Annotated in this window: 24 protein-coding genes and 1 pseudogene; 8 read left to right on the top strand and 17 right to left on the bottom strand. The window is 49.9% G+C overall.

All coding sequences use genetic code 11. From position 1 onward, the window contains the following. Positions 1–129 precede the first annotated feature (129 nt). The 4 genes from NNL38_RS23540 to NNL38_RS23525 form a co-directional block, all read right to left on the bottom strand. On the bottom strand, positions 130–1494 hold the full coding sequence (locus NNL38_RS23540) for an MATE family efflux transporter (RefSeq protein WP_255391303.1): 1365 nt from the start codon (positions 1492–1494) through the stop codon (positions 130–132). A gap of 129 nt (positions 1495–1623) precedes the next feature. Continuing rightward, the gene (locus NNL38_RS23535) at positions 1624–2202 is read right to left on the bottom strand and encodes a nucleoside triphosphate pyrophosphohydrolase family protein (protein WP_255391302.1); all 579 of its coding nucleotides are present in this window, start codon (positions 2200–2202) and stop codon (positions 1624–1626) included. 156 nt (positions 2203–2358) lie between these two features. Beyond that, a complete protein-coding gene (locus NNL38_RS23530; protein ID WP_255391301.1) occupies positions 2359–2715 on the bottom strand; it encodes a YibL family ribosome-associated protein in 357 nt (118 codons plus the stop codon). Between the two features lie 201 nt (positions 2716–2916). Beyond that, positions 2917–4296, bottom strand: coding sequence for a multicopper oxidase family protein (locus tag NNL38_RS23525; RefSeq protein ID WP_255391300.1), 1380 nt, complete (start codon positions 4294–4296; stop codon positions 2917–2919). Between the two features lie 288 nt (positions 4297–4584). Between NNL38_RS23525 and NNL38_RS23520 the strand changes: the two genes are divergently transcribed. Continuing rightward, positions 4585–5883 carry a DEAD/DEAH box helicase gene (locus NNL38_RS23520; RefSeq protein ID WP_255391299.1) on the top strand — a complete coding sequence of 433 codons (1299 nt, stop codon included), beginning with the start codon at positions 4585–4587 and terminating at the stop codon, positions 5881–5883. A gap of 172 nt (positions 5884–6055) precedes the next feature. Here the strand turns inward: NNL38_RS23520 and NNL38_RS23515 are convergent, their stop codons facing one another. From NNL38_RS23515 to NNL38_RS23490, 6 genes are all read right to left on the bottom strand, one after another. Further along, positions 6056–6430, bottom strand: coding sequence for a nuclear transport factor 2 family protein (locus NNL38_RS23515; protein WP_255391298.1), 375 nt, complete (start codon positions 6428–6430; stop codon positions 6056–6058). A 156-nt stretch (positions 6431–6586) separates the two neighbouring features. Next, positions 6587–6880: a hypothetical protein gene (locus NNL38_RS23510; RefSeq protein ID WP_255391297.1), complete on the bottom strand. Its 294-nt coding sequence runs from the start codon at positions 6878–6880 to the stop codon at positions 6587–6589. A gap of 206 nt (positions 6881–7086) precedes the next feature. Beyond that, complete coding sequence (locus NNL38_RS23505) at positions 7087–7596, bottom strand: GNAT family N-acetyltransferase (protein ID WP_255391296.1); 510 nt, start codon at positions 7594–7596, stop codon at positions 7087–7089. Between the two features lie 93 nt (positions 7597–7689). Further along, positions 7690–8307, bottom strand: coding sequence for an HAD family hydrolase (locus NNL38_RS23500; protein WP_255391295.1), 618 nt, complete (start codon positions 8305–8307; stop codon positions 7690–7692). 215 nt (positions 8308–8522) lie between these two features. Continuing rightward, entirely contained in the window at positions 8523–9281 is a 759-nt protein-coding gene (locus NNL38_RS23495; RefSeq protein WP_255391294.1) for a nucleotidyltransferase domain-containing protein, read from the bottom strand. A gap of 242 nt (positions 9282–9523) precedes the next feature. Next, positions 9524–9928, bottom strand: coding sequence for a VOC family protein (locus NNL38_RS23490; protein ID WP_255391293.1), 405 nt, complete (start codon positions 9926–9928; stop codon positions 9524–9526). Between the two features lie 155 nt (positions 9929–10083). On the opposite strand from NNL38_RS23490, the pseudogene NNL38_RS23485 reads away from it, so the two are divergent. Further along, positions 10084–10319, top strand: a pseudogene (locus tag NNL38_RS23485) (type II toxin-antitoxin system RelE family toxin); the annotation flags it as partial. A 56-nt stretch (positions 10320–10375) separates the two neighbouring features. Here the strand turns inward: NNL38_RS23485 and NNL38_RS23480 are convergent. The 3 genes from NNL38_RS23480 to NNL38_RS23470 form a co-directional block, all read right to left on the bottom strand. Then, positions 10376–10756: a nuclear transport factor 2 family protein gene (locus NNL38_RS23480; protein ID WP_255391291.1), complete on the bottom strand. Its 381-nt coding sequence runs from the start codon at positions 10754–10756 to the stop codon at positions 10376–10378. A gap of 506 nt (positions 10757–11262) precedes the next feature. Continuing rightward, positions 11263–11895 carry a RipA family octameric membrane protein gene (locus tag NNL38_RS23475; protein ID WP_255391290.1) on the bottom strand — a complete coding sequence of 211 codons (633 nt, stop codon included), beginning with the start codon at positions 11893–11895 and terminating at the stop codon, positions 11263–11265. A gap of 125 nt (positions 11896–12020) precedes the next feature. Beyond that, positions 12021–13067 (bottom strand): hypothetical protein, encoded by a 1047-nt coding sequence (locus tag NNL38_RS23470; RefSeq protein WP_255391289.1) that lies wholly within the window; start codon positions 13065–13067, stop codon positions 12021–12023. A gap of 289 nt (positions 13068–13356) precedes the next feature. On the opposite strand from NNL38_RS23470, the gene slyA reads away from it, so the two are divergent. The 3 genes from slyA to NNL38_RS23455 are packed head-to-tail and all read left to right on the top strand — an operon-like array spanning position 13357 to position 15961. Beyond that, positions 13357–13824 (top strand): transcriptional regulator SlyA, encoded by a 468-nt coding sequence (slyA, locus tag NNL38_RS23465; protein WP_255391288.1) that lies wholly within the window; start codon positions 13357–13359, stop codon positions 13822–13824. A 32-nt stretch (positions 13825–13856) separates the two neighbouring features. Continuing rightward, a complete protein-coding gene (locus NNL38_RS23460) occupies positions 13857–14915 on the top strand; it encodes an HlyD family secretion protein (protein ID WP_255391287.1) in 1059 nt (352 codons plus the stop codon). A gap of 11 nt (positions 14916–14926) precedes the next feature. Then, positions 14927–15961, top strand: coding sequence for a DUF2955 domain-containing protein (locus NNL38_RS23455; protein WP_255391286.1), 1035 nt, complete (start codon positions 14927–14929; stop codon positions 15959–15961). A 70-nt stretch (positions 15962–16031) separates the two neighbouring features. Here NNL38_RS23455 and NNL38_RS23450 read toward each other — a convergent pair whose 3' ends face one another. Continuing rightward, on the bottom strand, positions 16032–16889 hold the full coding sequence (locus NNL38_RS23450) for a PfkB family carbohydrate kinase (protein WP_255391285.1): 858 nt from the start codon (positions 16887–16889) through the stop codon (positions 16032–16034). 148 nt (positions 16890–17037) lie between these two features. After that, positions 17038–18888: a beta-ketoacyl synthase gene (locus NNL38_RS23445; protein ID WP_255391284.1), complete on the bottom strand. Its 1851-nt coding sequence runs from the start codon at positions 18886–18888 to the stop codon at positions 17038–17040. Between the two features lie 116 nt (positions 18889–19004). Between NNL38_RS23445 and NNL38_RS23440 the strand changes: the two genes are divergently transcribed. The 3 genes from NNL38_RS23440 to NNL38_RS23430 all read left to right on the top strand — a co-directional run bounded on the left by NNL38_RS23440 (position 19005) and on the right by NNL38_RS23430 (position 22815). Then, complete coding sequence (locus NNL38_RS23440; protein ID WP_255391283.1) at positions 19005–19982, top strand: GlxA family transcriptional regulator; 978 nt, start codon at positions 19005–19007, stop codon at positions 19980–19982. A gap of 205 nt (positions 19983–20187) precedes the next feature. Then, positions 20188–20676 carry a hypothetical protein gene (locus tag NNL38_RS23435; RefSeq protein ID WP_255391282.1) on the top strand — a complete coding sequence of 163 codons (489 nt, stop codon included), beginning with the start codon at positions 20188–20190 and terminating at the stop codon, positions 20674–20676. Between the two features lie 261 nt (positions 20677–20937). Beyond that, positions 20938–22815, top strand: a complete 1878-nt coding sequence (locus tag NNL38_RS23430) for a methyl-accepting chemotaxis protein (protein ID WP_255391281.1) — start codon at positions 20938–20940, stop codon at positions 22813–22815. Between the two features lie 77 nt (positions 22816–22892). On the opposite strand, the gene NNL38_RS23425 is transcribed toward NNL38_RS23430, so the two are convergent. Next, positions 22893–23135, bottom strand: a complete 243-nt coding sequence (locus NNL38_RS23425; RefSeq protein WP_255391280.1) for a hypothetical protein — start codon at positions 23133–23135, stop codon at positions 22893–22895. Between the two features lie 88 nt (positions 23136–23223). Further along, entirely contained in the window at positions 23224–25173 is a 1950-nt protein-coding gene (locus NNL38_RS23420; RefSeq protein WP_255391278.1) for a HAMP domain-containing methyl-accepting chemotaxis protein, read from the bottom strand. Positions 25174–25315 lie beyond the last annotated feature (142 nt).

Genomic DNA, 25315 nt, shown 5'->3' with positions numbered 1-25315 from the left:
CATCATAGCAAGGAACGCCGCTGCTGTTGACTCTGGTGTGATCCAATCCTGATCTTTTCTTCATTAAACCAGCCAAATAGCACTGCGCCCGGTCAAGCCGGACGCAACAGTCATCACTTGAGAACCGCTCTAAATCGGCTCCTGGGCGCAATATTTGGCACTCGCTTTGCGGATCCCCTGATGATAGAGCACCCAGGCGGTCAAACCGGCTGCGATATTCCCCAGCATCGCACCGAGAAACAGCCCCTGGATCCCGGCCCACTGGGCTCCGATCCACAACAACGGCAAAAAACAGACAAACAGACGCAAGCCGGAGATCACCAAAGCGCGCATCGGCAGCACCAGCGCATTACAAATCGACACCATCAACATGCAGACCCCAAGCGGACCAAGGCTGATCGGCACCCAGGTCAGATGGATCGCCAGGATCTCACTGACAGATGCTTCGCTGGACAACAAATCGGTCAGGAGCGGCGATGTTGCCAATAAAATCACCGCAATCACCAATTGCCAGATCAGGACAAACTTAACCGCCAGGCCGACCAGCGCTTTGATCTTACCGATTTCTTTCGCGCCCAGCATGCGGCCAACCATCGGCGGCATCGACATGGTCAGGGCAAGCACCACCACAATCGAGAAAAACTCCAATCGCGAGCCCAATGCCCAGGCCGCAACGGTCGCCGCGCCAAACCCGGCCACCAGCTTGGTTGCCAGCATCGATGACAGCGGTGGCAACAACTGGCTCATCATCGCCGGCGCCATAATGTGAACCAGCTCTTTGACCGAAGCACCCACATCCAGTTCCTGCCAGTGAAAGCTCATCCAGTGGCGTTTCAGTACCAACGGGAAAACCACCAGCAGGCCGGCCCCAAACGCAGCAATGGTTGCCCAGGCCGCCCCGACCAGGCCCATATCCCAGTAAAAGATGAAGAGTGGATCGAGCACCATGTTCAATATGCTGGTGACCATCATCATGATCCCCGGCAACATGGTATTGCCATTCGCCCGACATAAGCTGTAAGCGAAGTAAAGCATGGCCCCGGTCCAGGCACTCATCAGCCAGATCGGCCAGTACTGCTCAACCACCGGGTACACATCCGCCGGCGCACTCAACAACGACAGGATCGGGCCGCGCAGCAGCCAGATCAGCACACAAATCAGGAACACACTTACCGCCCCGACCAGCACAACCAACCCGCCTAATTGCTTGGCCCGGATGATCTCCTGAGCCCCGAGTACACGAGAGATCAAGGACGTCGTTGCGATCCCTAAGCCGACCTGTAACCCAATGATGACCATCTGCATTGGCAGGGTGAAGCCCTGCGCCGCCAGCGGCAAAACACCGAGTTGCCCGATAAAGGCACTGTCGACCAGTTGAAAACTCATTAAGGAGAGAACCCCGAACAGCATCGGCCAGGTCATGTTGAACAACTGACGGCCTAGGCCCGGGAATGCTTTAGAAGAATGATTAGAGTTAGAGATAGAAGCGCCCATGAAACCCGATGGTAAAGAAATACAGGCTGGGTAGTGTACGGGCTTTTGTGATCAAGCTAAAGCAAAGAAACCAGACAGCAGCAGCCCAGGTTGATCGAGAGCCACTGCTTGTCGTCTGAAAAAACGAGATTACTGCGTGACCAGCTGCACCAGGTTCGCCGGACGGTAATACACTGACTTCAGGACTTTGCCCTGACGAATGACCTTACCGTCCAAATTCACGTCTTTCGCACACTTGGCAATAATGTATTCGCCCTTTTTCACCGCATGCAGCGCAACATCTTGCTTGGCATAGTGCGCTTCTGTATCTGCAAATTCCTGCTCATTGCGGCAGACTTTGCTCATGTTGCTTGAGTGCACTTCATCCCAGCAGGCCACGAAATCAAAATTCAGGCGCTGTGCAATTTGCAGCAGCAGATCAATCAAGTAGCTGATCCCCATATTGTCTTCAACACGCTTATCACCCAGATGCACCAAACGGCCCATCAGGACATAAACCGAATCGACGATGGCATCAGCCTGCTCAACCAAGGAATCCGCTTCAGCCAGCTCCGTCATCTCTTCAACAGCCAGAGAAGTATGCAGCGTATCGGCCTGATCATCCAGGCTGGACGGATTTTCGATATCCAGATCAAAGGTTGTCCGGAATTCATGGATATCTTGGTAAAGGTGATCAAACAGCGCTTGATCCAGAACAGCCAGCTTCATTCAATGGTTCCTTGTTCTTTACAGAGTTTGGACACGATACCAGGCAGGTGGTCAACTTTTGCTCAAACATGCCAAAGCACACCCGCCCAGTATTCAAAATAAAAAGCAGTGCCGGAAGCCTTACCTCTGGCACTGCTTAATAGTATCTATCAATAATTAAAACGCCTTCGGCGCAAAACCTGTCACTTCCGTGATACCCATTTCACGGCCAAGTGCCGTCATCGGGTGAACCACCACTAGACCTTTGACAGATTTTTTCAGTTTACCCATATCAGCCTGCTCGGCTTTGGTCAGTGCTCGCTTGAACGGCAGCGATTTCACATCGGTCCCTTTTTGGGCGAGTTGACGCTGTTGCTGATTCTTCACCTTGGTGAGTTTTTTTGTCAGCGTTTCAATTTCTTCACTCGCCTGCGCGGCAATCGCCTCATCGCCCCGCTCTTTCGCTCCAGCCCGTTTACGGCGTAACTTATCCAAACGGTTATTCATTCGCTGAAGCTCTTGCTTTAAATTCATGCTGCTACCTTCACATTCGCATTTTCAACCCAGATATATGCCGCTGGGCTGACCGGCTGACAGTATATACCGGATACACCGGCTTTTCACGGCTCATACCGAGCGAACTTCATCAGATCCGGTTTGACGTTCGTGTTTGCAGTGCTTTTCACCAATATGATGGCGTATCCGGCAACCTTCAGAAACGTCAACACATCCCAGTTAAGCGACTTCAATATAGCCCATCAAGCCGGTTTTCATATGTTCAATCACATGACAATGATACATCCAGCGCCCCGGGTTATCGGCAACAAACGCAGCCTTGGCATGGCCGTTTTTCCCCAGTAACACCGTATCAGTATGGAACGGCTCCACTGGCTTGCCATCCATTTCCAGCACGGTAAACGTATGGCCATGCAAGTGGATCGGGTGATGATATTGGGTCACGTTTTTCAGATCAAAGATATAGGTTTTGCCCTGCTCCAGCGAAGCCAGCGGCGCCGGAATATTTGCTTTGCTCATCCCTTCCCAGGCACGCTTGTTCATCAGCCAGAACTTCGGCACCGTCTTGCCATTCGCACTAGCGGGCGTCACCGCCCCTTCCCATTCGAACACAAAGTGACGTACTTCAGCATTGGCCAGATCCGGAGCTGGGATCGGGTTCAAAGGTATGGATGGAATCAGCTTACCCGGAACCAGATCTGAGCCGACCGAGCGGAAGGTCGCCATCGGAAATGCAAACCGCCCTTTCATCTGAACCACCTGGAACGCCTGACCGGCTGCCGGCGCTTCAACCGCCAGATCAAGGCGCATTCCCGGCCCGATTTTATGCTGTTCCAGCTTCATCGGCTCCCGGACGGGATTACCGTCAATCGCGACAATCCAGGCCTGGATGCCTTCAACCGCAATCGGATAGGTAATGGTGTTGTCGACATTTGCCAGACGCAGGCGGGTCATGGCATGTTGCGGCAACTCGTAGGTCGGCTCATGCTTGCCATTCACGGTTCCCCATTCGCCCGGCGTCCCCATGCGGGCGCTAAGCCTTGGCACCATCAGCTGTTTCCAGCGACCTTGTTCGTCCAGATGCCAATGCTTGAGCAGCATCACTTGCTCAGCATCAAACTGAACCGGCTCGGCTTCTTCGACCACAATCGCCCCGACCAGCCCCATTCCCAGTTGAACCACACTGTTCATATGCGGGTGATACCAGAAGGTTCCGGCATCCGGTGGGGTGAATTCATAAACAAAGGTTTCGCCAGGCATGATCGGCGGCTGGCTGAGAAACGGCACGCCATCCATTTCAATCGGGATCCGCAGCCCATGCCAGTGGATCGTCGTCGGTTCATTCAGCTTATTGGTGAACCGGATGGTAACCTTTTCACCCTGACGACACCGAATGGTCGGGGCCGGGATCTGTCCGCTGAAACCCAGCACGTCAGTCTGATACCCGGGTACCAGCTCCGCCGTCGCCGGCTCCGCAGTCAGTTCATAATAATACCCGTCTTGTGTCTGGCGGGCCGTATTCAACGTACAGGCCGGCAACACCATAGCACCGGCAATGGCGGTTGATAACTTTAAAAACTCGCGACGACTTACATCCATCTTTTTTATCCTTTGACTTAACGCTCCCGAATGTTACCGAAAACCATGAAGGTGAGAAGTGATCTCATTTACAATTACTGAACTTTCAGCCCGTTGCAGTCACAACCATCCGGATAATCCACCAAGCCCGTTGGTTTACCGTAATCCGCACCAATAAGCCATCAAAAGCCGTCAATACGGGCAAATATCCGCCAATCACATGAAATTCTCCCCACAGGCTACAATTATTCCTCTATAATCAGCGACCATATTTTTGTCAGACTCAGCCGTCTGCTTTAGGAACAAAGAATGTCATTTGCATCACAAAACTTTTCTCAGGACATAGTGCGCGCGCTCGATGAGTGTGGCTACGAGAAATTAACCCCTATCCAACAACAAGCGATCCCACACGCTCGTCGCGGACACGATATTCTTGCCAACGCGCAAACCGGCACCGGTAAAACGGCAGCATTCTCACTGCCGATTATCCAGCAGATCCTCGACACCCCGAAGCAGCGTAGCCGCTTTAATGTTCGCGCATTGATCCTTGCGCCGACCCGTGAGCTGGTTGCCCAAATCGCCAAGAACATTGAAGACTACAGCAAATACACCGACCTGAAGGTTGCGGCTATCTACGGCGGCACCAAAATGGCATCACAAGAGAAAAAACTGGAGCAAGGTCTGGATATCCTGGTCGCGACTCCGGGTCGACTGATGGAGCATATGGATCTGAGCAATGTCAGCCTGGCCAACCTCGAATTCCTGGTCTTTGATGAAGCCGACCGCATGCTGGATATGGGCTTTATCGCCGACATCCGGAGTATCATGAGCGATATCCGCAGCCAGCCGCAAACCATGCTGTTCTCAGCCACATTCTCAAGCCAGATGAACAAACTGGCCAATGAGATCCTGCGCAAACCAAAACGAATCTCGGTCAGCCCGGAAAACGCCACTGCTGAGACCGTGGCCCATGTTGTCTACCCGGTCGACCAGGAGCGCAAACGCGAACTGCTGTCGGAGCTGATCGGCAAGAAAAACTGGCAACAGGTGCTGGTGTTTGTGAACTACAAAGAAACCGCTAACGAACTGGTGAAAGAGCTGAAACTGGACGGTATCAAAGCCGTACTGTGCCACGGCGATAAAGCACAAAGTGCCCGTCGCCGCGCGCTGGATGAGTTCAAGGAAGGGAAAGCCCGCGTCATGGTCGCCACCGAAGTGGCTGCCCGCGGCCTGGATATTCAGGGGCTGCCGCACGTGGTGAACTTCGACATGCCGTTCCTGGCGGAAGACTATGTGCACCGGATTGGCCGCACCGGCCGTGCCGGTCAGCAAGGCCACGCTGTCTCCTTCGTCAGCCGCGAAGAAGAGCTGACGTTGGTTCAGGTAGAAAACCTAATCAAACAACGCATTCGTCGGATCCAGCTGGCAGGCTATGAGCCTAAAAGCCGTGACGCCCTGCTGGAGAAAATGCACACCAAGCCAGCTTTCCGTGACCGCCGTGGCCGGACCAACAACCCGAGCGAGCAGTCTGACGCCGAGCGCCGTGCCCGCCTTCGCCGTGCCGTGCTGAATAAAAGCCGGACGAAAGTCACCAAGCTGAAGAAGTAACCCTGAAATGCCGCAAGCCTGATGCTTGCGGCATTTTTCTGTGCCAGTAACCTAACCTTGCACAGCACTCACAAAAGGCATACTTTCAAAACCAAGCACCTCAGTACCTGACTGTCACTTCTATGCTTTCCGTTTTCCGTGTGATAAATCCCTTCCTTCAGCGCGCTTGATGTTAAGGGAAAAATTCAAACTCTTCGCAAGGCGTCCCCTGATGGTACTTCAACTGCCAGTTTTCACCTGTAAATGACCAAATGGAAGATCGCTTAGAAAAGTGACCTGCATTCCCAGCCTCATCCACCCAGGCTGATTTGTAAAGCAGTAAATATACTGAGGCTTCCAGTTGAATGAGCTCAAAATCCTGTGAATGAATATAACCGCTAGAAGCCTGCTCTTCCGTCATCATTTCAAGAATGCTATTGAAATCAAAACTTGTGCCTGATCGGCCGACTTCCCTAAAACTGGGGTGAATCAACCGGGCCACTTCATCTCTATTTTGGCGAGTTTCGAATTGATGCAGCGCCACTTCCTGTTCTATTAAAATATCCATTTCCACCTCTGTGTTGCACAGCATATATCGCCAAAGATCAGTAGCCAAAGGCACCATACCACAACAATTTCAAACCAAAGCAGCACGACCGTTCAGGCCCAAGCGATATAATTCATGGCAACTGGACAACGAAAAGCCTGTGCCAAGTGCGTAGCATCACTTCCTTTTCCGGAAGATGCTGGAAATATATTTAGCTAACTGAACCAGTTGATAAAATACACCGGACGCAGGGTTTGATATCGTATACTCCTCAATCGCCCAGAGGTAATCGGACTTAAATTTCTCGACGGCTTCAGATTCGGTATCGGCATAAATGAATTCATTCTCGACTTCAAACCCTTGTGCTAACAATTGTTCCTTTTCTTGCAGGAAGGTCTCAGATGCCGAGTTCAAAAAAGTAAACGCTTGCCGGTTTGTGCTCGGCTTACAAAAGAACTGAAATTTACTCATAAAATCACATCATCCATGGTTATAAACATAAATTTAAAAAAGATCGGATAGCCACAGATTCAACGCAAACCATCAGTCATGATAATATCTCGGACCATTCTCACACAACCAATATCATACGAGCAATCAGTTCATTGTCAGCATACTTGCTACACAAAGCATGGTGTCAACCTATCAGGATGGCTGCTAACTGCGCTCCCCTATTGTTATCGAGCGAACTCAACGTCAAACGCTTTTTCCAGCCACATCGAATTAATGTACTGACCATTTTTCTTCGCATACTCTTGAAACACACCCACTTCCCTGAAACCAAAACGCTTGTGCAGCACTAGTGAGGCATCATTTGGCAGCGCGATGCCAGACAAAGCACGATGAACACCCTGTTCAGCGAGTGTTTCGAACAACTTGGAATACAGAAGCGTACCGACCCCTTTTCCTTTTACTTCAGGAGCCAGATAAATTGTAACTTCAACCGTATCTTCAAATGCCGACGTTGCTCTGTATGGCTGTGAGCACGCAAAGCCTAAGATATTCTCATTTTCAACCGCTACAAAAAGTTGATGCTTGGAATCGCCAGCAAACTGAGAAAACCACGCTTGTCGATTCTCATAAGATAGCAGCGCCGTCTCGAAACGAGCATTGGTATGTTCAATGTAGTAATTAAAGATATCAGTGATGCACCTGACATCCGACAGTCTTCCCAACCTGACTTCCACGTCACTTCCTTTTTGTTTTCATGCATTAAATGGAATGTTATTCACTGTTGGTCGTTCATCTCATGGCGTGCAGTTCTGTGAAAGTTCAATTTGTTAAAAAGACAGACCTAGCGCTTTCAAAGCACTTTCACATTGGGCAGAGGTTTCAAACTGAATTCCAGCAATACCAACCGATTCAGCACCTTCGACATTGTATGGCATGTCATCAATAAACACAGTTTCAGAAGCTTCAAGGCCAAATTGGGTCAGCAGTGATTGATAGATTTCCGGTTGAGGCTTCAACAACCCGACTTCAGCAGAAACTGTTGCACCTTCGAACAAATCCCAAAACGTGTAAGTCGATTTTAAATGGGACACTATTTCATGCACATTATCAGTGAGCGCAAAAACCCGATAGTCTGCTGTTTTTACACGCTTGATTAAATCAACAGAACCATAGATAAGTAACTGTGTTTGCTTCACATAGTAGAACAGACGCTCGCACTCTAACTCAGATAAGCCAAGCACTTTCTGATAGTGAAATTTTGCTTCGCTCTCAGAGATAAAGCCTTTATTGAGATTTAACCAAATATCAGACTGAAAGATTGATTGAGCTCGCTCTTCAACTGAGTCAATTTCTCCGAAAGTCAGCCGGGTAATTTCAAGTGGAGCCCACCGGACGACTACATTTCCGATGTCGAAAACAACGTTCTTGATGGTGCTGGCTTCCATTTTATACTCCTTTCACATACCGCCCGGAACAGGGGGATTTTGAGTCCACCGGAAATCCCCACTACACCGTAATCAGTGTGCTGTCGTCAAGTATGACATCCCCCCCCTCTATGATGTCAGAACAATCAACCTTATGATGAAGCAGAACAGTTCAATACTCTGGTAGAGAAGATCACCGACCATCGGTAATGAGTAACAAAGTCGCCAGGTTAAGATCATGATGTTAACTTTTGACTCAATTGCTCTAGGAGTTGAATGGCGTCCTCTTTGGATGAATAATACCCACTAGCTAACTCGTAAGTCATTTTAAGTTCATCACTCAGATGTGGATAATACCGGGCTGCGACTTGATAACATTGACCTAAGTCTGTATACCAACTTCCATCTTTTTCTGCGACGAAGTAATAGGCGGCTCTTAGTAGTTTTTTACCTATAACTTTACTGACTTCATCTGCATGCATTGCTTCCATCCGACCCTCTATTTGGTCTCGAAATTCAAGAAGATCCCCATTAAGCGCATTAGCGATTTCAATACTTGGCCGTTGCCGTGGAAACTGTTGAGATAAATCATTCCCCCAAATGAAGCAACAGCAATGTTTTAGCCAAAATTGCCAGTGGTATATTTCTTGAGGTTGCATGACCTCACCAACACAGCCAGGGTCGATATCTAACTTACTAATCTCTGGATGAGATTGAGGTAACGAAAGAGATATATATTTGAAAACCTCACGATCACTTTCGATAATTGGACGCTTAAGGACCAAGGACAAATCTAAGTCGGATTTACCAAGAACAGCATTACCTCTAGGTACGCTACCGTATAAATAAATTCCATCAATCTGATTCGGGAGCCGACGCCTCAATTCATTCACTACAGACTCAACAACCGATTGAAACTCAGGTTGGATATACTCTGGAGAGTAAACATTTTGAATAAATCCTTGCTCATCAAGTCCATTTCCGAATCCTTGCATGGTGCTTTTTCTCCTTGAACATAACGAATGAAATGCACCCTCATCATGCTTTACCACACAGGGGAAGTCTAATGGCGAAACCACCGGAGGCCACCCTATCACAATCTGTCTATGGCATTTGGCCGAACAAAGTATCACTATCCGCAGCAAAGATCATCACGGTCATCTCCTGGAACACAAAACACAACGCGCAACAAAAATGTCACGCGTTGCGAATCATACTGAAGTGAAACCGATGATGACTATTCCGACACTCCACTCCAGAAAAATTCCACTCGAATTCCACTCGGGTCATAACACATCATGTGCTTTGCTGGCCCTTCTTTCACTAACTCCGGAGAAAATTCAACAGTGATACCCGCTTTTGTTAGTACTTCATAAACGGTATTTAGATTTCCTTCGCTTTCAACCTGCAACGCCAAGTGATGCAGGCCGACGTTGGTTTTTCTATCGAAAGACACCGGAGCATCCGTTTTAGAAGACCATAATGTAAGCATAATTTTCCCGTCACTGACGAAAATAGCAGGGTAATCAGGATTTCTTTTCACCTCGCTCCAACCAAGTAATTCAGTGAAAAACTTCGCGCTCGCTTCTAAATTGGAGACTGTTAGCCCTACATGGTGTATACCGCTTGTTAATGCCGTCATTTCTATCCCTTAATGTTTATGATTGACCTAGTGAGTAAGCTAACCCACCGACAAAAATGCAACAACACGAGCATGACTAATAACTTGTTCGAATTATTTGAACAAGTTAAGCTCGACAATCAATGGATAGTGGCCCGATAACAGGGTGAGAGGATGAACTTAAATTCAAAAAGAGCACACTCAAATAGTGGAAAAAGCTTGCTTCTACCCTGCAGCAACAGTTTATAACAAAGCTGATTGGGCGCTTAGAAAACCTATATGTACCACTTCAAGGCTTTCCGGTGCTGACAACATGCATCAAATCAAACTGCGGCAATCAGGTTGCCGCTTAGTCTACTCAGTTGAGGATAGTGTCATCCTCAATGCGATGCTGCACGATTACGTCAGGTAGGCAAAAACAGCGTAAATTTAGCTATTGACGCCATAGTCATTTGTTAGATGCGTAGCTTATTCTTGTACAACCTTTACCCACTTTGATCTCCACTCTTGAGGTTCCATTGGGTCTGGCCAAAACTCTTTTTGCTTACTGATTAGCCCATTTTCAACGGTATGAAACGTAATAGCTCGTGCTTTTTGGACACTATCTGTAATTGAGACATCTGTAACAACTGTTGTGCCGTCACAAACTACCGAATGAATTTCAAATTCCCAAACACCGTTGGCCGGATAATAGGAATTGAGAGCTGCAAAGTTGTCTCTGCCTATAATAAGCTCACCAGACTGAGGCCAGAAACCTTCAAAATCAGGACTAAGCCACTCACTAGCTTTAGCAAAATCATTAGTGTTCATTGCATCCCAAAAAGCTAGGACGACTTCCTTTGAATTCATTATTTCCTCCAAACAGCTAACGAATGACATGGATTCCCCCTCATCAGGCTTTGCCATTCTTAGTAAGTCTGATCCCTTAATTACCGGAGGCCACCATATCACCATCTGTCTATGGCATTGATTTAGCCAAACATCGTTTCAGTATCCACGGTGAGGATAACCAAGGCAAGGCATTGATCTACAAAACAATATCACGACCTCAATGACGCCGTCGCGATTTGCGTTGCTTTCACGGGGTAGCCGCAAGGCAAACAGAATAAGGAGAATAGCGTAGCATCACCAACGAGGAGGAAGCCAACGCAAGACTGAATCAGGCGCCAACCCATTGAAGTGAAACACACTGTGGTCACTTCCCGGCTGCGATCGCCCTGAAGAAAACCGCGGGCGCAACCCCCACCGAATCCTAACCGAGCAATTTGCTTAATAAGGCCGTCCGGGCTTGTTCAACACCCGGATAGAAGTGTCGGCTGCGCGACACGTATCCTTATTTGTTAAATTACAATTTCTCAGAAACCAATTATCTCAAAGGAAAAGCCTGATACTTGGATATCAACAACAGCTGCGATCATAATTAGCCAAACAACCGATAGTGTGAGGCCAACATAAATGGGAATTCGACTCACTGAAAACTGCTTCATGATCAACCATGATGATATAGACATAAAACTATCTTTATGTCCACTGAGCCTACGCGATACTATTTTCCTGTATGTCGCTCTGTCATCGTGAAACAATGCAAGCAAGTAGCTTCGCTGCGCTTCAGGCCCGCACAGCCGAAAAAGCAGTTTTTTCTCTACTTCTTTTAAGGCTTCCTCCCAATACTCTTGCCAAAATTTGGCACCACTTGCCATGCCTACTTGAAATAAAGATACAACTAAGCCAACTACACAAACTAAGAAACTAACCAAAGGCTTTGTGTGAGCGGATTGCATTACGCCAGCAAATAGTACGCCTTGAAAGATCATAAAAAAGTTGTTTCTTTGAACCAATTGTGTGATTTCAAAATCTCTCGTAGCGAGCGCTATCCTAAACAGGCTTTTCAGAGCTTCGATATCATTCTCTTTTCTAATCGCAGGAAGAATTTCATTGGTATCGTGATCTATTTCTACACCGTCTTCCCTATCTAAAGTTTTACTCAAATTTTCCTCCTGTAATTTAACGCCTTACTCACCGGCACATACTGCGGAGAGCGTTTTTATATGATATGGAGCGTAGCAACACACAAAAGCGAGCGTAGCTGTATGTGTCCGAGTGCAGCAATTTGTTAGCTTTCAAACTCAGCCTCTTTTAACTCAATAAGTTCTAGTATTTTCTTTGTATCAATTAAAGGGCTGCCAATAGTGAAACTTGACTCTATTTTCCCCTTTTTCTTAGTTAAATCTACATGCAAGTGGTCAGGGCCAAAATTGACATTGTGATGATCAGCGGAATCAATTCGAGCAACCTCTTTGCCATCTGATCCGAAAATCATATAGGCATAATTTCCAGGCGAGTCTAGCCTGAAAATCCCTTTTAACCCTGATGGTCTTACTAGTGTCATAGTATTTGCGTTAGTCTTTTCGACTTTACAACCTAACTCCTTGGGGAGCCATGATAAAACCAGTTCAAAATGCTCTTTAGCTTTTAGAGGTACTAACTGAAAAGGTGGTGGTTGTTTGAATAGTTTGGCCAAGTACTCAAGTAGACTGTTTTCAGATATAGCTACCTCCATATGGTTGTCACATAGATTAAATCCAACCATAAACCCCTTAGTCGCACTCAGCGTATAACACATCATCCTAAAATTATTATCACCACAAACAAGGCAGCCAGGAGAATTAAGAAACATAGACTTTTCTACGGAAGTCGATTGTGAACGCCCCTCAAATAAGTCTTTAAACATTTCTGTTTCGCGAGATTGCCGCTGCCTAAACTCCCGTATTCTTGCTTCAAAGCCATCTTGACTTATCTTTTTTCCAAGCTGATTAGGTGGAATGATAGGCAGCTCCAATCCGTTGGACTTGAAGTAAGCATGCAACCTAGCAATTTTCAGCAAGTCCGCCTCTCGGATGAAATAATTTCGACCTACCGGATATCTACCATCATGAAAATAATATGCAGAAAAATAAAATACGCCACCTTCTCCATAAACATGAGGAAAGGTCGACTCTTTCATCATAAGCAATAGGTGTTCTAAGCTCTTCAACTCGATGGCTTGGAAAGGCTCATTTTCTTTTATTAAGTTGCATAGTATGGACTTGGCACACGTGTCAGCGCTTTTACCACTTCCTGAATCTCTTAGTGTTTCTTCAACAATTTCCCGAATTTTCATAACTTTCCATGTATAAGCTAACAGCCAATTAGGCAGCCTGCTCGGTTTTATTCAGCTACCGCACTGCTTTTTCACACACTATAGCCACAATTTGACCATTTTTCAGTTAGTTAGATCACCAAACAGTAATGTCAGTCCCCAGTTGAACCGTGCAAAGTAAGCATTCCTATCTCCAACCTTTTTACCCATCCCACCCGAAGCACAATTGTGTGATATACCTCACAACCATTTACTTAGCCTGCTAACTAAAGTATATTACTTAGCTTGCTAAGTATTAAAGGCGTCTCTCATGGTCAAAGACATCAATCTGCTGCAAAACTTATCGCTCGCTGAGCAGCTGGCGCGGGTTGCCCGCCTTTGGAAAATGGTTGCGGACAAGGAGCTAGCGCCGCTGGGGCTCACTCACCCACGCTGGACTGCACTGTGGAAGTTGCAACGGCTGGGCGACAACGTCAGCCAGAAGGTTCTGGCGGAAGCGCTGGAGATTGAACTGGCGTCTTTAATGCGCACCTTAAAACAGCTTGAAGAACAGTCGCTGATCGTGCGTCACAGCTGCCAGCACGATAAACGCGCCCGCATTGTCGGCCTGACCGACGAAGGCCGCGCACTGCTCAAACAGATGGAAACCCGGATCCTGCAAGTCCGGCAGAGTTTACTGACCGGGCTCAGCGACGAAGAGTTGGTCAAGATGAGCAGCACGCTGGAACTGATTGCCGGAAATGCCTTAAACACGCTCAACACCCACACCGAACAATAACAACGACGTACAGACGGAGAAGTAATCTTTTTATGACACCTGATCAGAAATTTGCCCGCTGGATCAAACACAGCATCATCCTGTTTGTCCTGACTTTCGCCTATTTCCTCGTGGCTGATCTGGCCGTTCCGCTGACGCCGCAAGCAATGGCAACCCGGACGGTTACCCAGGTCGCACCGCAGGTCAATGGCCCGGTCAGCAAGGTGTATGTCCATACCAACCAGCCGGTCAAACAAGGCGATGTGCTGTTTGAAATCGACACGCAGCCGTTTGAGCTGGCCGTTGGCGAAGCCCGCTTACAGCTGGCCCAAGCCATCAAAAACAACGATCAACTGGATGCATCCATCGCGGCGGCCGAAGCCAAGATGACCGCCAGTGAAATTATTGCTGAGCAGAAAGTCCGTGAAGCCAACCGTTTGAATACCCTCTTTCAGCGCAACGGTACTTCCCGCCAGCTTCGTGATGACGCCATCAGCGCCGCGACAGCCGCCAAAGCCGATCTGACGGCTGCACGGGCCAGCCTGAAAGAGCTGAAAGTCAATCGTGGTGCCGAGGATGACACCAACATCAATATCCGCGTCGCCAAGAACAAGCTGGAAAAAGCCCTGCTGAATCTCTCGTATACCCAGGTGACTGCCCGACATGATGGGGTGATCACCAACCTGCAACTTGAGCCGGGCACCTATGCTGCGGCTGGTAAACCTTTGGTTGCTCTGGTGGATACCAAGTTAGATATCATTGCCGATTTCCGTGAAAAAAGCTTGCGCCATTTTGATCAACACAGCAAAGCCTTGATTGCCTTCGACAGCCGACCAGGGACGGTTTATGCGGCAGAGATCAGCAGCCTGGATGCCGGAGTCAGCAACGGTCAGTTCAGTGCCGACGGTAACCTGGCAACCCCAACTGAATCCAACCGCTGGGTTCGTGATGCACAGCGGATGCGTCTGCATCTGACGATGCAGGACACACTGGAAAAACCGCTACCGGCTGGCGCACGGGCGACGGTGCAACTGGTGCCGGACGGTACCCTGCTGTCATGGCTGGCTTTTGCCCAGATTAAATTCCTGAGCACCCTGCACTACATCTACTAACCGGAGGCACCATGCGGCTTTGGGAGCACCCTTTATCCGAAAATGATCTACGCCAGTGCGTCCGGATCGCCTGCGGCGCAACGCTGGGATTCACCATCAGTAAAATCTTCGGCTGGAATTACGGGGTTTTCTTTACCGTGTTGCCGATGCTGTTATTGGGCATGGTACCGGTGATGTCGCTGCACGCCGCCCGGCAGCTCTTTGCTTCCGGGGTGGTCTGCGCGTTGGAAGTCGGGATCCTTGGAGGGCTGTTCGGCAGCCATCCGGGGCTGATGACCCTGATCGTCTTCGGCCTGTTTTTATACAAGTTCGCCTGTATGTCCAAAGGCAGCTTGTTTCTGTTCGGCGCCACAGGCGTACTGAGCCTGAGCATCATGCTCCATTTTGCCAGCTACCCGAATGTCGATCTGAATGAATTGATTGTCGGAAACCTGCTGGCTGGCACGCTGTCGGTGATCATCGCTTATCTGGTCACTTTTTTAATCCCGGATGCGGAGCCACGTCAGCCACCGCCTCGCTCGACCGAGCCGAAGGGCTCACATCGGATGCGGCATGAAGCGCTACTGGGTGCCACACTGGCAACACTCTCGTTTCTGGTGTTTCAGGTTCTGGATTTGAGTGATTCCATGTCGGCGCAGGCAACCACCATTTTACTGCTGTTTCCGATGAACTGGAACGGAGCACTGGGCTCGGCGAGAAAACGGGCCATGGGCACAATACTTGGGGTGACGTTTGGTTTGGTCGGCCAGCTCTTCCTGTATGACTGGTCCAGTCTTCTGCTGCTGGTGATCCCGCTGCTGTGGATCGGTACCATGCTGTTTAGCTATTTGCATGTCAAAGAGGCCAGCGGCTCCGGGGTTGGGTTTGGCGCGCTGACCACGCTGGGGATTTTGTTTGGACAGTACCTGACACCGACCAATGATTTGATGTTCAGCGCACTATACCGAATCGGCTGTATTGTGTTTGCGATTATTGTGACCTTGCTTGCAACTTACTTAGTGCATCGCCTGCTGAATAATTTCGAAGCCACCCGCTACGGCTACTGAGTTCACGCTGAAATAGCTCAGCTCAATCAATCCTTCCCCGCCCCGGCCCAGTAAATCCTTGCCGGGGCGGTTAGTTCCCCGAAGACAAAGACAGACTGAGTTGCTGTTTCAGCGCTTCCCCTGGCGTTGAGCTTGATGTGCTCACCGCACAAGCTGCCCATTTCGCCCCTTCTTCCAATGCGGGCTGAATTGAACTCTGGCTGATCAGCGCATGAATCAAGCCCGCGGCAAACGCATCGCCGGCACCAGTGGTATCCACCACTTCCGCAGGCACCGCCGGAATCACCACTTCCGCTTCTTCGCTATACGCCACAGCCCCATTGGCACCATCGGTCACCACGAAATATTGCAAGCTCTCACCGGCAATCTGGCGGGCGTATTGCCAGGGAGATAAATCAGATCGCCCCTGCCAGTCATCTTTTGAGGTAATAAGGACATGAGAAGGACGAACTCGTTCGTCTTTGGCCAGTTGCGCCACCACAAGACAATGCGGCATCGCCGCTTGTGCCCATGCTTCGCAGCCTTGGGCAGAAGAGTTGAAATAGAGCACATCCCAGCGGGTAAAATCAGGCGGGCTGCCGAGGATAAACGGCGGTCGGTGCGGCCGGATAATGGTTCGCTCACCATCCGGGGTCATCACCAGCAGCAACTCAGGGGTTGCCATATCATGACGGTGTAACAGGCTGCAATTGAGCCCTTGCAGGCTCGCCTCGGCAAGCAGCCAGTCTGCGGTCTCGTCTTTGCCGACCTGACTGACCAGGGCAACGTGGTGCCCTGCCCAGATCAACCCCAGGCCGGTATTTGCACCACCGCCGCCTAAACGACGACCGCCATCCTGATAATGATGACGTCCGCCGGTTGACAGTGGCTTATCCAGCGTCAGAACGCGATCGCAATTGAGGTTTGCGACCAACATGATATTCGCCAATGAAATTCTCCCTTGAGCTGACCGGCTCCGACAGGTTCCGGTATCCGCCTGTCACAACATAGATGATGCATTGAGCCGGTCATTATAGGGAATTTAGGACAGATTCCTATCCGGATACTGTCCACTGCGTATATGCTGACCCTATGCGTTAACTGTAATCGGCATACGGATTATGCTGTGACAAAGTAATCGCCTGCTCAAACGCGGACAACACAACCGCGTCCTGGCTCAGAGTTACCGCACTTTCATCCATCACATTCTCACCAAAGTGATAGCGGATCGTCTCCTGTCCGGCACAAGCCGCCTGATCATTTGCCGCCGCCTGCTGGCGCACCGCTTGGTTTCTGCCCAGATAGTTCTGAAGCGCCGACTCGCCATACTTGTTTTCCAGCATGGCCAGGGTTTGTGCCGGTGATAGCACCAGGCCGGTCGCATTGTTGCCACCAAAGCCCTTCGCGTTGATGATCACGGCTTTGTAGTCTTCACCGTGCTCACCGGCAAACACATGATCAGACAGAATATTCAGGTGTGACTGATGCACATCGCCAGCAATATGATCAATCGTTTTGATCCCAGGGATCCAGCCGTATTGCCAGACTCCCAGCGACGCAATCAATTGATCACCGGCAGCGACACTCATCGAATGGCCGACGTAAGATTTAATCGCCGTCACCGGCCACTGATCGATGGCGAAAGTTTTCGCCACCTCGTTCAGAATATGACTTTCCGTTACCCGGTTTTGCGGCGTGCCGGTTCCGTGAGCCTGAACAAAGGTCTGCTTAACCCCTTCCGGACCAAGGATGGCCTGAGCCAGCGCCGCAGCCTTGGCAACGGTCACATAATTCCCGACTCCCGGAGCAGAAATAGACTTCTTGTTGGCATCGGCATTGATAAACACATCCGCCACGGCGCCGTATATCGTGACACCAAGTTCCAGCGCCAACGCATCATCCATCAGAACCACAAATTGCGCCGATTCGGCCATGGTAAATCCGGCGTTACTGGAGAATGGTCGGCAGGCGCGGCGGTTGTCCACCGTTTCGCTGTTGTCCAGCGCTTTGAGCTGCTCATCTTCCGCCAATGCGCCCATGACCCGGAACCCTTCCATCACCTCCGCGACGACCGGTGCTTCCGCATTACCAACGATCACGACTTTGGCATGGCCCTGCTGAATATCCCGCATGCCCTGGCGCAGGTTATAAAGGAAAGTGGCACAGGCGCCCATATTGGTGCCGGTCGAACCCACGCTATTAATGATATAACTGTTAATGAAGTCCGCAGGCATTTCCGCAAACGACAACGCCATCATTTTCGAACTGACCCGTCCCCCGGTCAGCGGTGCGGCGAGCATCCCAGCAAGCGACTGATCATCAATTTGTGCCAGCGCGCTGCCTGCATATACGGCGACCTCATCCGGTCGGATATGGGCCTGAACGTCCCCCCACTCAACGCCGAGTGAGTTCAGCGCGTCTGAAGCCCCATAAACGCTCAGCTTCAAGCCACGCGGGTGGTGACGAGAATTGTACAACTTGCCCGGATCGAACCCAGCCGGAATATTCCCGCCACTGGTGACCGGAAACGTCGTTCGATCTTCGAGCAGCACGCCCAGCTCACCGCGTACGGTGATTTTCACCCGGCTACCCTGCGCTTCTAAGTGCCAGTTCTCCGGGATTTGCGTCGGTAATTTTGATCTGCGCAGGGTAAAAACAATTTGCTCATCACCCCCGTTCAGCTTGGCTTGATACTGATGCCGCACCTGATCCGGATCAAAGGAGTCAATCCGGCGAATGAGCGTTCCCGCTTTGATTGCCTCAATTAGCTCTGGCGTGACATCGTCACTTTCGGTCAGCCCCATCCGGCGTGCCAAGTCCTGCCAGGTCGAGGTCATTTCTTGCGCCGGGAGCACCTCCGCAATCATGCGTTTGTAGCTGTGAAATCCGGAGCTGCGGCCTGCGGCATTCATCCCGCCAAGCCCGACAATCAAAGGTAACTTCGCCATCTTGTACCTGCTTCAATTCGTAAAGATAGGTATAGGTTAATGATTTACACTGTTCATTCACCTCAAAAACATGCCAAAATTACTCAAATTCATGCCATCCAGAGGCCAGTGTGACCATGAAAGTTGGATTTGTCCTGTACGATAAAGCACTCATTACCGGGGTTTCACTGGCCGCCGAAATGCTCAGCAGTGCCGCCAGCCTCAGGCCGCGCCAGCAACAAAGAGACAACCCGTTCGAGCTCAGAGTGATTTCATCGAGCCTGACGCCACCGCCGGTTTCCGCCGGTCTCAAACTGCAACCGGATACCACCTTTGGCAGCCGGCAAACCTTTGACATCGTTATTCTGCCGCCCATGTGGGGGAACCCGCTCGCTGCCTTGCGCCATACACCGGCGATTGCCCCCTGGCTCAAACATCAATACCAGCAAGGGGCGCAACTGGTCGCCACCGGCACCGGTGTCACCTGGCTGGCCGAGACCGGACTGCTTGATGATCAGGTCGCCACCACCCACTGGTATTACTACGATAAATTTGCCGAGCGCTACCCGAAAGTCCGGCTCAACCGGCAAGCTTCAATTACTGCTGCAAACGGCCTGTTCTGTACCGGCAGTATCAACTCGCAAACAGAGATGATCCTCTACCTGATTACCGAACATTTCGGACAGAAAATTGCCGCGATTATCGAGACTCACTTTGGTCATGAAATATCAAAATCCACCCAGCAACCGTTTTACCAAATCGGCGGGCAGCTCCAGTTTGATGAGTCAATCGCCCTGGCCCAGGACTGGATGAAGCGTCACCTTGCCGACCCGATCACTGCAAAAATCATTGCCGAGCAATGCAGCATTCCACTGCGCAGCTTTAACCGTAAGTTCAGCGATCAAGTCGGACAGACGCCGCATCAATACCTGCAAAAGCTCCGGATGGAAGCGGCACAGCAGCTGTTGCGAGACTTCGGAATGTCAACTCAGGATGTTGCCGAACAAGTCGGCTATAAGAACGCCTACCATTTTTCGACCCGATTTCAGCAGCAGTTTGGCATGACGCCCAGCCAATACCGACGGATGGTCAAAGCGAAAATCTTCAACCCCTGAACCTTTGATTCAGCGGTTCACGATTGGACATGTTGCGTCGTTCTATTATGAAGAGATCGTAGATATGAAGAGATCGTAGAATGTTTATGAAATGAGACACTGAGCAACTCAGCTAATCGCTAAGCTTTGTCTGAACCTTGAATCGTTGTTGTTAGCAAGGATGAAGTCGATGCAATCTCTCGCTCTTTTTCAAAAAATTTGCTGGGTGTCTTGCTTACTGCTGATTTCCGGTCCGAGCCTGGCCAAAATCGTTCCGACCAGTACGACTCATCTGAATGAGAAAAGTTGTCGGCTGGACTTGTACCATCTGGAAAAAAATGAACAACAGGAATTTGAAAGCGGCCTGCAACTGGCCTTCATTACAGAGAACCCGCTCCGGCAGCGATATATCGCCTTAAAGGCAGATATCTCCCATCCAAGTGGATTCGAAAATATTGGTTATTACCGCAGCGGCCAGCCGGTTGAAGTTTTTACTGCAAACTGGCGGAAGTACAAAAATCAATACAGCGTCAGCCGGCTTGTTTTGCTAGGCGGCACCAGTGATAAACAAGCGTTTGATGTATTCACCCGGTTACTCAGACAAGATCAGGGACACATCGAACTGAAAGCCTCGAACATGAGTTACCGCTTTACTGCCCGCAATCAGGACCTGTCAAAATTTCTTGACTGCATTGGCCAACATTACCCCGATTAAAACACCCCTCTGCTTTTCCGCTGACCAAAAGTTATATTTATTACAAATACCTAAGTATAGATCATACTAATCAGGTAAATATTTTGTCGCAAAAATTCACCATAGCGAACAATTCTGTGACACAATAATTAATAAATGACCGTATTGAGGAGAGTGAACCGCCAGCGAGTCAGTTCATGGACGAAAATAATAAAACAGTTCGCGATATGTGCAATTATGCATTGCCACGCAAATTCCCGTAAACACAAGAGGAATGGAAGTTTGAATCTTTCTATCAAAAATAAACTCGCCCTGACTTTCGCAGGGATCATTCTGTTGACCGCCACCATTCAGATCTGGTTGACTCGTGAGCGCCTGACTGAAGAAACCACCCGATCAACTCAAGAGCTAGCGCAATCACTCACACAATCCAACATCAGTACCATCAGCCAGTGGCTGGACAATAAAAGCACGATTGTCCGCGCCGCCGTCAAAGGCTTTCACCAAAGTGCGGAACCGATCCCAGCTCTGGCGCAAGCCATGGATGCCGGGCAATTCGATTTAGTCTATGTCGGTACCAAGCAAGGGAAAATGATCACCGGAACCCCTGTAACGTTCCCGGATGGTTATGATCCGCGTCAGCGTCCTTGGTACCAGGCTGCAACAGCCAAGAATGGCTTGATCGTCACCAAGCCGTATCAGGATGCAGCTTCCGGTAAACTCATCGTCTCGCTGGCCGAGCCATTCAGTGCCGCGATGAACAGCGGCATCATTGCTGGCGACGTCTCGATTGAGATGCTGGTGTCCGATATTCTGGCGATCGAGCAAGAAGGCGTCTACGCTAGCCTTTTCAGCCGTGACGGCACTATTATTGCCCACCCGGACAAATCGCTGACCCTCAAGCCAACCACGGACATGGGCGCTGCATTCGATTCGGCCTTTATCCAGCAAGCCGCAGCAAGCTCTGCAATGGAAACGCTGAATGTTTCTGGCGTCGAGAGCCTGATCAGCATCAAACAGGTTCCGGGCACCGACTGGTATTTTTCCCTGATCATCGACAAATCACTGGCATTTGCACCGGTTCAGGAAGCATTAACCGATGCCCTTATCAGCGCTGTTGTCCAGTTGCTTCTGACACTGGCCATCGCGACCTTCCTGATTTCAAAAGCGCTGAAACCACTGGATACCCTGTCCGAAGCGATGGCGGACTTGTCGCATGGCAACGGTGATCTGACCCGCCGGATCCAGTTCGACAAAGATGATGAAATTGGCCGCCTGAGCAAACATGTAAACGCTTTTATTGAAAAGTTACATCGCGCCGTTTCCGGTATTTCAGGCTCATCTGATCAGCTCTCGCAGCAGGCAAAATCCAGCCATAACCTAGCCCTGCAAACCAACGAAGCACTGAGCTTACAGGTCAATGAGATTTCACAAATTGCGACGGCCATTCATCAGATGTCCGCTACGGCGCAGGAAGTTGCCAGCCATGCTGAGCAAACGGCCGGGGCTGCGGTTGCATCCCAGGAGAGTTGTAACGAAGGAAAAGAAGTGATTCTGCGCAATCAGCAATCCATTACGGATCTTGCCGATCAGGTCGAAAATGCTTCCGGGATCATCAAAGAGCTGGAACACAATGCCCAGGGAATTAATGCGATCTTGTCGACGATTCAGGATATCGCCGAGCAAACCAACTTATTGGCCCTGAACGCAGCGATTGAGGCGGCGCGGGCCGGGGAACAAGGACGCGGGTTTGCGGTAGTTGCCGATGAAGTTCGCGTGCTGTCGCAGCGCACCCATAGCTCTACAGAAGAGATCCGCGGCATGATCGAAACGCTGCAGCGCAATACCCACAATGCCGTGGAGACGATGTCACAAAGCCAGGACCTGGCGACTAACAGCGTGGATGAAGCCAACAATGCTACTCGCGCTCTGGAGCAGATCACAACCTCCATTCAGGAGATTTCAGACATGGCGACCCAAATTTCCAGCGCCGCGGAAGAGCAGCGTGCGGTCACCGATGAAATCAGCCGAAATACCCAGGCCGTTAATGATGTCTCCGATCAGCTCTCCGGTGAAGCCAACGAAGCACAAAGACTTTCGGAAGAACTCAATGACATTGCCCAGCACCTGAACTCTGAAGTCAGCAAGTTCCGAATTTAAGGACTAGTTTTCTGCAAGCCGGAACCAAAAACGCCAGCATTGCTGGCGTTTTTATGTTCGCTTTGACCTGTACTGCGTTACGATGTCGCTTTACCTGTGATATTGTCAAACTCACCTTCAATTACAGTCCCGTTTGCTCCCGGCTTCCAGGTCGCCATGTTCGCTTGTGCCGCTGCCGCAGCCGCTCGTTTCAATTTCATTCGGACAAAAGGCAATGCAATCAAACCAGTGATCATCATGGCAACGGCAAGCACACCTGCAACCGCCAGAACAACCAGTCCAACCATCAGGGAAACCGCACTTGCAATATATTTCTTCATAACTGCCTCATAGCTATAGCGCCTGTCGCGCCTGATCATGTTGCCAATGTAACCAACGAAGCATGAACGAAACATGAACAGGCAGTCACTAAACACGAAAACGTGCCACCAGCGCTTTCAGCTGTTCTGAGAGCTGTGCGATCTCACTGCTGGCATTCTTGCTCTGCCCGGCTGCCACTGCATTCTCCTCAGCAATCCGCTTCACATTCACCACATTTTCAATAATGCTCTCCGCTACAGAACTTTGCTGTTCCGCTGCACTGGCAATCTGCATATTCATATCACTAATCTGGGTAACGGCTTGGGTAATCGCCTGAAGCGCAGCACCGGTATCACCAGCCTGGGCAACACTCCGCCCGGCTTGTTCTTTTCCTTGGTGCATCACGGCAACAGCATCTTGCATGCCTGATTGTAATTGCTCTATCAGCGTTTGTATCTCTTCCGTCGAGCCCTGCGTCCGCTGCGCCAGCACGCGAACTTCATCGGCAACCACCGCAAAGCCGCGCCCCTGCTCCCCCGCTCGTGCCGCCTCAATGGCTGCGTTCAGCGCCAGCAAATTGGTTTGCTCCGCGATCTCCCGAATCACATCGAGGATACGACCAATATTCAGTACCTCCTGCTCCACCTCATGCAACTTCTCGGACGAATCACTCACTCGCTCCGAGAGCAGGTTAATGGATGCAATTGTCTCGCTGACCACCTGACTACCTGCATCAGCCTGAGTGTCCGCCTTATTCGCGGCATCCGCTGCTTTTGCCGCATTATCCGCAACATCGTGCACAGTTGCTGCCATCTCATTCATCGCTGTCGCAACCAGTTCCGTCTCTCGCTCCTGCTCAACAATACCGCGACTGGCCTGCTCTGTAGTAACGGCTAGCTCTTCAGCTGCTGAAGCCAGTTCGGTACTGGCGCCAGAGATGGTCGTGATCATACTGCGCAGCTGATCACTGGTATGTTGAATCGATACCAGCAAGCGACCTGTTTCATCCTGTCCGGTTTTTGGAATATGAAGCGTTAAATCCCCGGAAGCTAACTGCTTCGCCGCTTCAACAGCCTGTTTAATCGGCCGGGTAATTGAAACTGTCAGAAGATAGGCCGCCAAAACACCAGCTGCAACCGCAGCAAATGATAAAAACATATTCAAGTTGATGCTGCCTTTCGTCCTGGCTTTGAGCAAAGGACCGAGCTGATCCTGATCCCGCATCACGGACAGCTTCACCGCTTCAACCAAGTCAGCGACTTCCGGTCCAATCCGGTTCAATTGGTTGTTAATGAAAGCATTACGCTCTTCGATCACCATATGAATAGTCGCTAAACCTGCTTGATACTGCTGATGCGCTTGCTCAAATTGAGCCAGCAGTTGACGATGGCGATCACTCTCCAGCGCAGCACGCAGAAATTCACTTTGTGTGGTCAACTCATTGCCAAGTGTGTTGACAGCCTTTTCATAATCTTCCTGACGATTACTGTTCAGAAAATGACTGACATACATCTCCCCAAGCAACAGTTTTTCCTGAACTTTAGAAGCGTGAAACACCGCACGGCTCTCGCCATTTTCATATGATGTATTAATCATCGTTGAAATTGTGCGCCCCATCACCTCGCCGGCAGGAATCAACTGTTGTTCAAGCACATCATTACGCCGGGTGACCCGATCGATGACTTGCTGGAACACCTGATGATAGGTTTGAATTGACGCCTCCACCTGGTTGATCATGGCGGCCCGTTCCGGATTTTGGATATCAGTTTTGGCCTCAGCAAGAAAGAGCTTCGTTTTCGCCTGATAATCCCGGTATTGCGCCAGATCCCGCGCCTGATGAGTAATCAAGAAATCTTTCACATTCATTCTCATCATCAACATATTGGCTTGGAGGCGGCCGGCTAAATTAGCATCGCGAGCTAACTCTCGATAATTATCGATACCTTGTTCTGTCTCTTTGAAGGCCATAATACTAATCGTCAGCACAATCGATAACAGACCCAGAACGACAGAAAAACTTATCCCGATCTTCACACCCAGACTTAAATTCTTAACCATAGCCGTCCCCTGACTGTTTATGTTATTGATGACCTATTCGTGATTCGCTGACATGACTCTGACATTTTTATTATGGGTTTCTATCACAGTTTATCCCTCAAGCTCATAATGAGTTATAGTACAAAACAAGGTGCATAATAAT

This window comes from Photobacterium atrarenae (genome assembly GCF_024380015.1).
Lineage (GTDB): Bacteria > Pseudomonadota > Gammaproteobacteria > Enterobacterales > Vibrionaceae > Photobacterium > Photobacterium atrarenae.
This window is presented reverse-complemented; position numbering and strand designations above follow the sequence as displayed.